This window comes from Streptomyces sp. NPDC054842 (assembly GCF_053611025.1).
Window position 1 is genome coordinate 1 of record NZ_JBSGZN010000045.1, and the last position, 12,990, is coordinate 12,990.

The following is a 12,990-nucleotide window of genomic DNA, read 5'->3' on the forward strand; positions in this document are numbered from 1 at the left end:
GGTGCCGGGAGCGGCACTGCCGGCAACGCGTGCGCCCATGTGCGTGAGGGCGATGGCTGCTTCTGACGGGTGAAGGGGCCCGGCGGCCCCGGGTCAGCGCTTCTGTTCCACGCGCACCCAGTCGACCTCCGCGCGCACTCCCCCGGCGGCGACGCGGTCGACGCTGGACTGGGGCAGCCCCCAGTAGGGGGTGGTGACCTTGTTCCAGCCGGCCGGATAGGCGCCTCCCAGGGCGAGGTTGAGGATGACGTACTGGTTGTGGCCGAAGACCCACTGGCCCCGCGTGGACTCCAGCTTGTTGCGCGTCGTCTCCTGCACCAGCCGTTCGTCGACGTAGAAGCGCATGCCCGTGGGCGTCCACTCGACCGCGTACGTGTGCCACTGGTCGGCCCGCCCGCCGTCGGGATACGTCTGGCGCGCGCCGATATTGCCGTCGGCCGAGTAGCCCGGACCGTGCAGTGCCGTGCTGGTCCAGTCGGCGTACCCGATGTTCTCCATGATGTCGGTCTCGCCGGACGCGGGCCAGGACACCGACGGGTCGTCGACGTTGCTGCCCAGCATCCAGAAGGCCGGCCAGAATCCGTCACCGACGGGCAGCTTCATACGCGCGCTGACCCGCCCGTAGGTGAAGTCGAACTTGGTGTTGGTGTCGATGCGTCCGGAGCTGAAGTCGTAGGTGCCGCCCCCCGCTTGCGTGCAGCCCTTGCAGTACTTCGCCTTCAGCAGCAGGCTGCCGTTCTGCGTGCTGATGTTGTCGGCGGAGTCGACGTACGCCTGCGACTCGCCGTTGACCGGGCCCATCTCCTGGCCGGTCCTGACCACGCGCCACTTGGAGCGGTCGAGGCCCGCCGCCGTGAAGTCGTCGAAGAACGTGGTCTGGTACGTGCCGGACTGCTCGCCGGGCAGGGCCGGATAGGCGGCGGCCGCGCTGCCGCCCGTACCCCAGACCTGGAACTCGTAGAGGGAGTAGCCGAACTGGGCGGTGGCGGGCGCCGGGTTGTAGAAGGAGCGCCGCTCCTTGCCGAGCATCCGCACATAGCGTCCGGTGGCCGGCTGGGACAGCCGGACGCTGTCGTGCCGGCCCACGGCGTCGCCGGGCGCCTTCACGTCGGCGCGGCGGGCGGCGACCTCGGCGGCGGAGGGCCGGTGGACGGTACGCCAGGTCCTGTTGTCGTCGGACACCTGGAGCTCGTAGTCCACCGCGTAGGCCGCCTCCCAGTACAGGTCGACGGTGTCGATGGTGGACGTCGCGCCCAGGTCGACGGAGATCCACCGGTCGGCGTTCCAGTCGCTGGACCAGCGTGTGGCGTCGCTCTTGAGGTCCGCGGGCCAGCCGCCGTCGGTCGCGAGGGCCGGCGAGTTGCCCGCGTGCTGGTAGAGGTTCGTGTAGGCGGGGTGGTGCAGGGCGAGGTTGGAGCGGGCCGTCGAGGCGGGGGCCGGTTCGCCGCCGTAGACCTTGAAGGAGTACAGCGAGTAGCCGTAGGGCGTGGCCCGTTCGACACCGCGCAGGCGCACGTAGCGGCCCGTCACCTCCTGCGGGTAGGTGTGCGCGGTGACGGATCCCCCGGTGCCGGCGGTCTCGGTGTAGAAGGGGGTCCAGTCGGTGCCGTTCCTGGACACCTCCAGGACGTAGCGCTTGCCGTAGGCGGCCTCCCAGTCCAGGGCGACACGGTCGATGCGCAGCGTGGCGCCGAGGTCGACGCGTATCCACGCGTCGTCGGCGAACTGGCTCGACCAGCGCGTGGAGGAGTTGCCGTCGAAGGCGAGGCCGGCTGCGGTGCCGGCGTTCTCGCTGCCGGAGGCGGTGACGGCGGCCGGGTTGGCGGCGTAGGACTCCGCGGCCCGGTCGGTGTCCCAGGCCGCCGCGGCGACCGCGCCGCTCTGCGGGTCCTGGGCGGCGAGGGCGGTGCCGGCCGTCAGCAGGGACAGGGCGGACAGGGTGGCGAGGGCGGTCATGAACGTACGGGGGGTACGGGATGGCATGCGGCTCTCCTGGAGGAGGTTGGGGGTGCCGGTCGCGTGCGGTGCGGGTGTGCCGGGGTGCGGGACGGTGCGGGGGTGCCGGTTCACGCCGTGGGGGCCGGACCGGGTACGGGGGCGCCGGGCGTCCTGGTCTGCCGGGGCGCTCGGCGGAGGGGGGAGCGTGGACGTCGTTCTAGCGGGCCGGGGCCGAGCCCCGGACGACCACGCGGGTGGGCAGCACGACGGGAGAGGCCGGCGACTCGTGACCCGCCAGCCGGGCGAGGAGCATGCCCGCCGCCGTCTCCCCCATCTCACGCATCGGCTGCCGGACCGTGGTGAGGGAGGGCTCGGTGTGGCGGGCCACCGGGATGTCGTCGAAGCCGATCACCGCGACGTCGTGCGGCACCCGGAGCCCGGCGTCGCGCAGGGCGCCCAGCACGCCGATCGCCGCCAGGTCGTTGTGTGCGAAGACCGCGTCGAAGCGGCGCCCCTCGGCGAGCAGCGCGGCCACCCGGGCGCGGCCGTCGGCCTCGGTGAAGTCGCCCTCGGCCACCGGGCCGATGTCGATGCCGTGCTCGGCGTACGCGGCGCGGAACGCCGCCAGCCGGTCGCGGACGCAGCCGAAGCGCAGCGGGCCGGTGAGCACCAGCGGCCGGCGCCGCCCGTCGGCCAGCAGGTGCCGTGCCGCCGCCGCCCCGCCCTCGGCGTTGGCGGCCGTCACGGACGGGAACTCCGGATGGTGGCCGCGGTCGTCGACGAGGACGACGGGCAGGCCGTCGCGGTGCAGGGCCGTGAGCATGCCGAGGGTGTTCTCCGGCTCCACGACGAGCAGCCCGTCGAAGGCGCGGGCCGACACCTGGTGGGTGAAGCGGGCGACGGACTCGGCGCCCCGGTTGCAGGTGAACAGCAGCAGGCCGAAGCCGGCCGCCTCGACCGTGTCGACCACGCCCTGGAGGACCTCGCCCATCCAGGGCCAGGTCAGCGAGGGGACCAGCATGCCGACGGTCCTGCTGCTGCCGCGCGCCAGGCCGACGGCGCCCGAACTCGGCACGTAGCCCATGCGGTCGATGACGTGACGGACCTTGGCCGCCGTCGACGCGTCGACCTCGCCGCGGGTGTTGAGCACCCGCGACACGGTCGTCTTGCTCACCCCGGCCGCCTGGGCCACATCGGCGATGGTGACGCGCACGGCTGCCTCCTGACGGACCCGCGGACGACTGCGCCTCCGGAAGCGGTACCGGTACCGGTTCCGACGCTGGGCCGCGAGTCAACCGGAGTGTCATGTCGCCGTCAATACTTCACACCGGAATCGTTCCCGCCGGACCGTCGGGACCCGCCCGGCTTCAGACCTTGAACGCTCAGGGGCACCGTTCGCCCGGAGGAGGCGGACACGAAGTCCCGTCGTGGGACGGTGGTACGCAGGGATTGCGGCGCCACGGAGGCTCGGCCGGCTGGACGACGCACCCGGCTGGGACGGACACGGCCCCAGAGGAAGCGGGCACGAAGTCCCCGTCGCGGGGCGGCGGTACGCGGGGGATGCGGGCGCCACGAAGGCTCGGCCCTTCGGACGACGCGGGCGGCCGGGACCGGCACCGCCCGCCCGGTGGACACGGGCATCAAGTCCCCGCCACCGAAAGGCAGTACGCGGGTGATTCACGCGCCGCGAAGTCTCGGCCGTCCGGACGACGCGCCCGGAGGACCCGGCACCGTCCGCCGGTGGACGCGCGCACCAAGTCCCCGTCGCCGAACGGCTGTACGCGGGGGATGCGGGCGCCCCGAAGGCGCGGCCCTCCCGACGACGCGCTCGGCCGGGGCCCGGCGCCGGCCCGCGCTGCCCGGTCCCGTCCGGCGGGCCGCGCCGCCGGTGCCCGCGGGCCGGCCGGTGGGACGGGCCCGGGGTGCGCTCCCGGCGGACGTCGTCAGTCCCGGGACGGCTCCGGACCGGACGCGGCGCGCCGGCGCCGGGCGAGGGCGTGGCCGATGTCGCGGGTCGCCGGATACAGGTCCAGGTAGAGCTCGTACAGCTCGTCGTAGTCCGCCCGCGGCCCCGGGTCCGGTTCCACACGCGCGTGGACGGGGTTCCAGGCGTCGATGTCCGGGTCCCCCACCGCTCCCGCCGCCAGGAACGCGGCGCCGTAGCTCGCCCCCACGGTGACCGCGCGGACCTCCTGTGCCAGACCGGTGACGTCGGAGACGATCCGGGTCCACAGTCCTCCCCGGGTGCCACCGCCGACGGCGACGACCCGGCGGATGTCCGCGCCGGCCGCGCGCATCGCCCCGACGTTGTGCCGCACCCCCAGCGCGGTCGCCTCCAGCGCGGCCCGGTACAGATCACCGCGGGTGTGTTCCACCGTCAGCCCGGCGATCACCCCGCGCGCGTCCGGATCGGCGACCGGCGTCCGCTCCCCCGCGAAGTACGGCAGCATGAGCAGGCCCCGCGCGCCGGGACCGGATCTCTCGGCCCCGGCGAGCAGTTCGGCGTGCGCGGGGTCGCCGAACAGCTGCCGCAGCCAGTCGGTGATCATGCCGGAGGTGGCCATGCCGCCCGCGAGGTTCCGCGTCCCCGGCAGCGCGCCGACCGTGCTCCACAGCTCGGGCACCAGGAGCCGTTCGGCGACCGTGTTGATCAGGAACATGGTGCTGCCGTACATGAGCATCAGGTCCCCGGTGCGCTGGGCCCCCACGCTCAGCGCCTCGGACCAGGCGTCGACGGTGCCGGTGACGACGGGGATGCCGGCGGCCAGCCCGGTGGCGGCGGCCGCCTCCCCGGTGAGGTGTCCGGCGGTCTCGCCGGGCCAGCGCAGCGGCGGCAGTTCGATGTCCGGCGCGATCCGCCCGGCCCAGGGCCGGTACCAGTCCTGGGCCACCGAGTCGTAGAGCGGCACGGCCTGGCTCGCGGAGTGGTGGTCCAGCACGTACGCGCCGGTCAGCCGGCGGACGAGGTAGGAGCTCGGCATGTAGAGCCGCCGGGCCCGCTCCGCCACCCGCGGCTCGTGCTCGGCGACCCAGGCGATCTTGGGTCCGACGGCCTGCGTGGACAGCAGCGAGCCGCAGCGCCGCAGGACCGCGTCGCGGCCCAACTCGGCTTCGAGGCGGGCGATCTGGTCGGTGGCGCGGGTGTCGATCCCGTAGAGGATCGCCGGGCGCAGCGGCTCGTCCGCCTCGTCGGCCAGGGCGACGCACGGACCCACGCCGCTGACGCCCACGGCGGTGACCGGCGCGCCCTGCCCGGCCAGCTCGGCGGCGAGCGAGACGAACTCCGCCCACCAGACACGGGCGTCCATCTCGACGTGCCCGGGCCGGGGGCGGTCGACGGTGTGGGGGCGTACGGCGGTGGCGCGCACGGTCCCGTCCTCGTCGACCAGCACGCCCTTGCTGCTGGAGGTCCCGATGTCGACTCCGAGCACGGTCATGCGTCCGGAGCGTAGGCGATCGCGCCGGTGTCCGCGCGTGCGAGCACCGGCGCGACCGGGGTCAGGCGGCGGTGCGGTCGCACTCCAGGCTCGCGAGGTCCACGGCGTCGGCCATGGCCTGCATCCCCTTGTCGTTGGGATGCAGATGGTCGCCGCCGTCGAAGAACGGCAGGAGCAGCTCGGGGTCGTAGGGGCTGCGGGTGATCCGGTCGAAGTCCGTCACGGCGTCGAGCGCGCCGGCGTTCCTGATCCAGTCGTTGACGCCCTGGCGGACGGCCTCGGCGGCGGCGTCGTACTCGTACCAGCCCTTGAACGGCATGATCGTCGCGCCCACGACGCACTTGCCCGCCTCGTGCGCCCGGTCGACGATCTCCCGGTAGCCGGCGATCATGTCCTCCACCGTGACGCCGGAGTGGGCCTTGATGTCGTTGACGCCCTCGAACAGGAACACCGTCCTGACACCGGCCTGGGAGAGCACGTCGCGCCGCAGTCGCCTCAGCGCCGACTCCCCGGCGCCGTCCGCGAGGACCTTGTTGCCGGAGATGCCCTCGTTGGCCACCCCCTTCACGGTCGAGGAGGACGCGGCCTGGAGCCGCCGGGCGAGGTGGTCCGGCCAGCGCCGGTTCTCGTCGGTGCTGGAGGCCCAGCCGTCGGTGATGGAGTCGCCGAGGGCCACCACCGAGCCGATGGCCGTGGAGGTCTCCACGTCGACGGCGTCCAGCCAGTACCAGGAGCCCATGGGGTCGGTCCAGTTGGCGGCGCCCTCCTCCGCGGCATGGTCGCCCGCGGTGGCGTAGTTGGTCTGCATCGCCATGCTGTGTCCGGTCGTCGGGCCTTCCGCGCCCGTCACGTACAGACTGACGACCAAATTGCTGCGGGCCGCCAGCCGTCCCGGCAGGGGGTCGCTGAGCACGGTCTGCCCGGCCGGGACGGTGACCGACGCGGCCCCGCCGAAGCTCAGTGCGCGGTTGGAGCCGCGGACCAGCTCCGCACCCTGCTCCTGGAGCCCGGCGTACGCGCTCGCGAAGGTCACCGGGTGCTCGCCGAAGGCGTTGGACAGCCGGACGCGCAGGTTCGTGCCGCCGACGCTGGTGCGCACGATCAGCCGGTAGCTGCGCTCGGCGGGACCGGCGCCCTGCCGGTCCGCGGAGGCACCCCAGGTCACCACGGAGTGCGTGCGCTTCGCGGGGGCCGACGGGGTGCGTGCCTGCGCGGCCGACGGGACGGCGAGGGCCGCGAGGACGGCGACCAGCAGCGCGCAGACCAGGCCCGGCGTGCGGCGGGGGCCGCGGGAGGCGCTCATCCGAGGTTCCGCAGGGTGACGGACTCCCCGGGCGCGAGGCTGACCCGCCGCGAGGCGCCGCCCGCGACGACGGTCGTCTCCCGGCCGCCGACGCTCCTCAGCGTGGCCCGGGTGACCCTGCCGTTCCGCCAGGCGAGGTCGGCGACGAAGCCGCCGCGGACGCCGACGCCGGACACCGAACCGGACGCCGCCCAGGCGGCGGGCAGCGCGGGCAGCAGCTCGACGTGTCCCGGCCGCGAGTACACCAGCATCTCGACTACGGCGGCGGGCGTGCCGAAGTTCGCGTCGATCTGGAAGATGCCGCGCCCCTTCTCGACCTCGTAGATGTCGAAGAGGTTGAACGCGGTGCCGTTGCCGCCGTCCGTCGACGGCTTCAGGTTGGTGACGACGAGCCGGTACGCCTTCTCCGCGTTCTTCAGCCGCGCCCAGCACAGGCCGCGCCAGGCGTTGGCCCAGCCGAAGCTGTTCATGCCGCGTGCGGTGAGGAGGGCGGTCGCGCCGTCGACGACGTCCTGCGGTGTGGAGCCGCCGGGGCGGATCCGGTCGCCGGGGAAGAGTCCGACGAGCGGGGAGAGGTGCCGGTGCGTGGTCTCGCCCAGGTTGTCCGGCGACATCCACTCCTCCAGCCAGCCGGTCCTCGGGCTGACCACGGGCAGGTACAGGCGCTCGCGGAGCCGGCCGACGGTCGTGCGGTACGCGGTGTCCCTGCCGAGGGTCGCGGCGGCGGTGCGGTAGTTGCCGAAGAGGTTCCAGACGAGTTCCTGGGCGTAGGTGATGCCCTTGGCGTCGAGCGGGCCGTGCTCGGGGGACCAGTCGCTGTCGGCGATCAGCACCTCGCACCCGGCGCCGGACGCGTCGGTGACGGTCGTGGTGACCAGGCGGGCCTCCCAGAACTCGACCGCGCCCTTGAGCAGGGGGTAGATCTTCTCCAGGTGGGCCCGGTCCTGGGTGAACTCGTAGTGCTCGAACAGGCTCTGGCAGAGCCAGGCGTTGCCGGCCGGGTGCCACCACCAGCCGCCGCCGCCATAGGGGTTGGTGGAGATGGCGACGGTCCAGCCGGCGATCCTCCCGGTGGAGTTGCGGTAGCGGTTGTCGGGGTCGTTGAACAGCCGCCGGGTGACGTCCGTCCAGTCGGGCAGCTGCGCGAGGCAGTAGTCCGTGTACGCGTCGAAGCAGTCCGGCAGGCCCGCGCGGTCGGCCATCCAGTAGTTCATCTGGAGGTTGATGTCGGTGTGGTAGTCGGCCATCCAGTCCGGGTCGTTGCCGTCCAGCCACGGGCCCTGGAGTCCCATGGGCAGGCTGCCCCGCGATCCCGAGATCATCAGGTAGCGCCCGAACTGCACGTAGGCGGCCTCCAGTTCGGGGTCCGGCACGTCGTCCCGGTGGCGTGCCCGCACCCGCTCCCAGGTGTCGAGCTCGCGCTGTGCGGCGGAGGACGGGCCGAGGTCGATGTCCAGTCGTGCGAACACCGGGCGGAAGTCCGCGACATGCGTGTCGAGCAGGGTGCTCGCCGTGTGCCGTGCCGCGGCCAGGACCTTGGTCTGCGCCAGGCGCCGCGGGTCCAGGGAGGGGTCGCGGTACTTCGCTGCGGCGTCCGGCGCGTAGTTCGTGCCGCCGCTGACGACGACGGTCAGGTCCTCGCAGCCGCTGAAGGCGATCGAGTTGCCGTCGACGCGGACCCGGCCGGTGCCGCTGCGCGCGGTGACGGCGGCACCGTAGGCGAGTCCGTTGGCGAAGGCGGCGCCGAACGAGGCGTACTGCCTCGCGCCGTCGGCGGTGGTGGACTCGCCGTGGGTGCCGGCCAGGGAGACGGTGCCGGTGTGGCTGCCGCCGCCCTGCTGGGAGAGGTGCAGGACGATGACGTCGTCGGGGCGGCTGGCGAAGACCCGCCGCCGGTAGGTCACGCCGTCGAGGTCGTAGGTGGTGGTGACCAGGCCCTGGGCCATGTCGAGGGTGCGGCGGTAGTTGTCGACGCGCCCGAGGTCGTGGCCGGGGAGGGTGACCGTGAGCTCGGCGAGCAGTGTCAGGGAGCCGAAGTCGTCGCGGCCGTAGGGGAACTGACCGTCGCTCTGCAGCTCGTCGTTGAGGCCGCCGGTCCACAGGGTGGCGTCGGTGATCATCATGAGTTCGCGGGCCGGGTCGTTGCTCGCGAGCGCCCCGAGGCGTCCGTTGCCGACCGGCAGGCCCTGCTCGATCATCGACGTGGCGGAGCCGGGGGCCTGCCACCACAGCGTGTTCCGGGCGGCGTCGGCCGCGGACAGCAGGGGTGACCGGGTGGGGCGGGCGGGTGCCGCCGACGCGGTGAAGGCGGGCAGGCCGCCGAGGGCGGCGGCGGTGCCGGCGGCGGCCGCGAGTGCGAGGAGCCCTCGTCTGCTGGGTCCCTCGTCGCGTGGCGGGGTGGGCTGGTTGTCCACGGTGTGCACTCCAAATCCGGGGAGCGGCTCGTGCGGGGACGACGGCGGGGGCCGCCGGGTGGGGCGTACGGGGTCCCGCGGGGCCCGGCGGGCCAGGTCACCGGGCCCCGCGGGAAGCGGGTCGGGTCAGACGGACTGCGGAACGACGATCCGGTCGATGTCCGGCGCGTATCCGTCGCCGCTGTCGAAGGTGATCGTGTTGGACCCGGCCTTCAGCGCGAGCTGGACGCTGACGGTCTCGGCGGTGCTCCAGTCGCCCGTGGAGGGAAACTTCTGGCTGCTGCCGTTGCCGCTGTTGGACAGGACGGTCGCCGAGCGGGCGTCGCCGCTGACGTAGGAGACGCGGACGGTGTAGATGCCGTCCTTCTTCACCGTGACGTCGTTGAAGCGCAGTGTGCCGCCGCCGTAGAGGTTGCCGACCTTCTTGCCGCCGGAGCAGGCGTCGCAGCCGGCGAGGGAGGCGTTGCCCGAGAGGGTGTTGGCGGCGGACTCCGCCTCGTAGCTCGTCGTCGCCAGGACGCTCCCGGCGGGCCTGACGGTGAAGAGCCGCGAGCCGTGCGCGGGCAGGGCCGCGGTGATCCCGTTCTTGTGGGTGCCCAGGTTCGCCTTGTTCCACAGGTCGCGCACGGCGGCGTTCCCGGTGAATCCGAACGAGGCCCAGTGGGCGGTGACGGAGGCGGGCGAGTCCCCGAGGTTGAACAGGGCGACGGTGTAGCTGCCGTCGGGGTTCTCGGTGCCCCAGACCTGCTCGTCACCGACCGTGGTGACCGGGCGCGCGACGGGCGAGTCGTTCTGGTCGACCGCGATGACCTCCTGGTTGGTGAGCAGGGAGACGCCGTAGCTGTCGAGCCTGGTGAGGTCGTCGCCGGTGTAGAGGGGCGACTTGTTGATGGCCCACAGCGTCAGGTAGCTCTGCCGCTCGGCCTTGGTGAGGCCGTCCATCTCGCCGTTGCCGACGTCGACGGCGTCGAGGTCGTTCCAGCCGCCGGGGCCCGCCTTGCGGCTCCACGCGGGCGCGTCGTCCCAGCGGTCGTCGACGGAGTTCTCCCAGGTGACCAGGGTGTTGCAGTAGCACTCGACGTCGGTGTCGATGCGCCAGCCGTTGGAGTACTTCTTCCAGTCGGCGGCGTGGCCGATGTCGAGGGACCAGGAGAGTTCGAGGTGGATCGGGCGGCCGGCGGTCGCGATGGCCTTCTGCCAGGCGGCGACGTCGGCAACGTTGTCGTAGTTCTCGCCCGATTTGAAGGAGCCCGGGCCCACGCCGTCCAGCTTGAGGAAGTCGTAGCCCCAGTCGGCGAACTGCTGCGCCTGCGAGTCGATGTACTTCTGCGCGCAGGCGTCGCCGAAGTCGATCTTGTAGGCGTTGTCCCAGCCGTTGGTGGTGCGCAGGTCGGGGTGGACGATGTCGCCGGTGGTGCAGCCGGGGGCGTTCCAGATCGGCACCTCGCCACCGCCGTAGGCCCCCTTCTCCAGGCCGACGGGGAGGTAGATGCCGGCCTTGAGGCCCTTGGCGTGGATGTGGTCGGCGACCGCCTTCATGCCGCGCGGGAAGCGGACCGGGTCGGGTGTCTGACGGCCGTACCGGTCGAAGCCGGTCTTCCAGTTCCTGTCCATCCACCAGCCGGCGTCGATGTTGACGTGGTCGTAGCCGTACTTCTTCAGCTTGGCGGCGAGGGCGTCCGTCTGCTTGAGGACGTTCGCCTCATTCAGGTAGCTGTAGTCGCCGTCCGGGTTGAGGCCCGGGTACTTGGACGACTGCATGCTCCAGCTCGACCAGCCCATGAAGGGCTTGGCGGCGACGGCCGTGGTGGTGGTGCCGGCCGGGTCGCTCGGGGTGTCCGCGCGGGCGGCCGGGAGGGCGGTGGCGAAGCCCGCGGTGAGGGCCAGGACGACCAGCCCGCGCAGGGTGCGGCGGGCGGTTCCGGGCAGGACGGGGTACGGGGATGACCGCATGGGTCGGACCTCCTGGGACGGGGGCGGCGGGGGCGGCGGGGCGGCTCAGGCCCCTGCGGTCGGGCGGCTCATCCCTTGCCCGAGCCGAGGGTGAGTCCGCTGATGAACTGGCGCTGAAGCGCGAAGTAGACCAGCAGCGTGGGGATCGCGGTCATCAGTGCGCCGGCCGCGATGAGGTTGGGATTGGTGAAGTACGCGCCCTGGAGGTTGGCGAGGGCGGAGGTGACGGGACGCTTGTCGCCCGTCTCGATCAGTGCGAGGGGCCAGAAGAAGTCGTTGTAGATCCAGATGGACTCCAGCGTCGCGAGGGCCGCGAACGCCGGCCGGCACAGCGGCAGGACGATCTGGAGGAACTGCCGCCAGACGGGGGCGCCGTCGACGAGGGCTGCCTCGGAGATCTCCTTCGGGATCGTCTTCATGTAGTTGCTGAGCACGAAGGTGCAGAAGCCGCACTGGTAGGCGATGTGGATCGCGATGATGCCCCAGGCGGAGTTGTAGAGCAGGAGCGAGTCGCTCATCCACTGCGGCAGCGGGACGAGCAGGTACATGCGGTACAGCGGGGTGATGAGGACCTGGGCCGGCAGCAGGTTGCCCGCCGTGAACAGCATCAGCAGCGCGATGTTCCAGCGGAAGTCGAAGCGGGAGACGAAGAAGGCGACGGCCGCCGAGAACAACAGCGTGCCGAGGACCGAAGGGACGGTGATGAGAACGGAGTTGAGGAAGAAGTGCGGCATCCCGGACTGGTTCCAGGCGTCCGAGAAGTTGCCGGGTCCCAGGCTGTGCGGCCAGGACAGGTAGCCGTGCCGGGTGGTGTCCGAGTACGGCCGCAGCGAGGTGAGCACGGCCCACAGCAGCGGGACGAGCCACAGCACGGCGACGGCGGTCAGCAACAGGTGGCGGCCGGTCTGCCGGCGCGGCTTCGACGGGGCGCCCGCCGGCCGCGGCGGGGTGCGCGGCGGGGAGGCAGGGCGCGGCACGGTGGTGGTCACCGGTCCTCCTTGCGGATGGTCTGGACGAGGAACGTCCCGATGGCGGCAAGGGAGACCAGGAGCAGCACGACGGCGAGAGCGGAGCCGTACCCGATGTGACTGGACTCGCCGATGATGTTGTCGGTGATGAGCAGGGACAGCAGTTCCAGGCCGGGCTTGCTGCCGACGCCGCCGCCGAGGACGTACACGATGTCGAAGGCCCGCAGGGACTCCATGACCGTGACGACGAGAACGATGATGTTGACCGGTTTCAGGGCCGGGAACACCACGCGCAGGAAGGTCTGGCGTCCGTTGGCGCCGTCGAGCGAGGCGGCCTCCTTCAGCGCCGGGTCGAAGCCCTTCAGGCCCGCCAGGTAGAGGATCATGATGTAGCCGGTGTGCCGCCAGCCGGAGGCGACGAGGACGGCCCACAGGTTCAGGTCGGGGTCGCCGAGCCAGTCGACGTGGTGGCCTGCGCCCACGGCGTTCAGGAGACCGTCGAGCAGTCCGGTGTCGGGGTTGTAGATGATCTCCCAGATGAAGCCGACGACGGCCGGCGAGAGCACCATGGGCAGGAAGATCGCGCTCTGGTAGATCCGGGTGAAGCGGATCTTCCGGTCGAGCTGGTAGGCGAGGAGGATGCCGAACGGGGTCGGCAGCAGGGCTGTGAAGAGGAGCCAGACCACGTTGTGGCGTACGGCCGGCCAGAACGGCGGGTAGTTGGTGAGGATCTCGCGGTAGTTGCCGAGGCCGGTCCAGTGGATGTCGGCCAGGTCGATGCCGTCCCAGGTGGTGAAGGACAGCGCCAGGGAGGCCAGGGCGGGCAGCCACACGAAGAAGAGGAGGGCCGCGAGGGGGATGCCGATGACGACGGCCAGGAAGACGCGGTCGCCGGGACCGAGGCGGCGTGCGCGGGCCTTGCGGGGAGCGGGCCTTGTGCTGGGGGTGGAGGACACGGTGGGTGCGGCCTTTCCGGG

The 12,990-nt window shown here is 72.3% G+C and carries 8 protein-coding genes; all 8 read right to left on the reverse strand.

What is annotated here, in order from left to right:
• Window positions 1-93: 93 nt before the first annotated feature.
• Window positions 94-1,983 (reverse strand): discoidin domain-containing protein, encoded by a 1,890-nt coding sequence (locus ACWGIS_RS28515; protein ID WP_453365324.1) that lies wholly within the window; start codon window positions 1,981-1,983, stop codon window positions 94-96.
• A gap of 172 nt (window positions 1,984-2,155) precedes the next feature.
• Window positions 2,156-3,151, reverse strand: coding sequence for a LacI family DNA-binding transcriptional regulator (locus ACWGIS_RS28520; RefSeq protein WP_453365325.1), 996 nt, complete (start codon window positions 3,149-3,151; stop codon window positions 2,156-2,158).
• 730 nt (window positions 3,152-3,881) lie between these two features.
• Entirely contained in the window at window positions 3,882-5,375 is a 1,494-nt protein-coding gene (locus ACWGIS_RS28525) for an FGGY-family carbohydrate kinase (protein WP_453365326.1), read from the reverse strand.
• Between the two features lie 61 nt (window positions 5,376-5,436).
• Window positions 5,437-6,678: an SGNH/GDSL hydrolase family protein gene (locus ACWGIS_RS28530; protein WP_453365327.1), complete on the reverse strand. Its 1,242-nt coding sequence runs from the start codon at window positions 6,676-6,678 to the stop codon at window positions 5,437-5,439.
• Window positions 6,675-9,092 (reverse strand): glycosyl hydrolase family 95 catalytic domain-containing protein, encoded by a 2,418-nt coding sequence (locus tag ACWGIS_RS28535; RefSeq protein WP_453365328.1) that lies wholly within the window; start codon window positions 9,090-9,092, stop codon window positions 6,675-6,677. Before ACWGIS_RS28535 ends, ACWGIS_RS28530 begins: the two co-directional genes overlap by 4 nt.
• 126 nt (window positions 9,093-9,218) lie before the next feature.
• On the reverse strand, window positions 9,219-11,045 hold the full coding sequence (locus ACWGIS_RS28540) for an alpha-galactosidase D (RefSeq protein ID WP_453365329.1): 1,827 nt from the start codon (window positions 11,043-11,045) through the stop codon (window positions 9,219-9,221).
• 68 nt (window positions 11,046-11,113) lie between these two features.
• Complete coding sequence (locus ACWGIS_RS28545) at window positions 11,114-12,034, reverse strand: carbohydrate ABC transporter permease (protein WP_453365330.1); 921 nt, start codon at window positions 12,032-12,034, stop codon at window positions 11,114-11,116.
• On the reverse strand, window positions 12,031-12,969 hold the full coding sequence (locus tag ACWGIS_RS28550; protein WP_453365331.1) for a carbohydrate ABC transporter permease: 939 nt from the start codon (window positions 12,967-12,969) through the stop codon (window positions 12,031-12,033). Before ACWGIS_RS28550 ends, ACWGIS_RS28545 begins: the two co-directional genes overlap by 4 nt.
• Window positions 12,970-12,990 lie beyond the last annotated feature (21 nt).

Excerpts from the sequence above, each read along its gene's own strand:
- ACWGIS_RS28530 (WP_453365327.1), bottom strand. The coding sequence starts at position 6,678 with ATGAGCGCCTCCCGCGGCCCCCGCCGCACGCCGGGCCTGGTCTGCGCG.
- ACWGIS_RS28515 (WP_453365324.1), bottom strand. The coding sequence starts at position 1,983 with ATGCCATCCCGTACCCCCCGTACGTTCATGACCGCCCTCGCCACCCTG.
- ACWGIS_RS28540 (WP_453365329.1), bottom strand. The coding sequence starts at position 11,045 with ATGCGGTCATCCCCGTACCCCGTCCTGCCCGGAACCGCCCGCCGCACC.
- ACWGIS_RS28525 (WP_453365326.1), bottom strand. The coding sequence starts at position 5,375 with ATGACCGTGCTCGGAGTCGACATCGGGACCTCCAGCAGCAAGGGCGTG.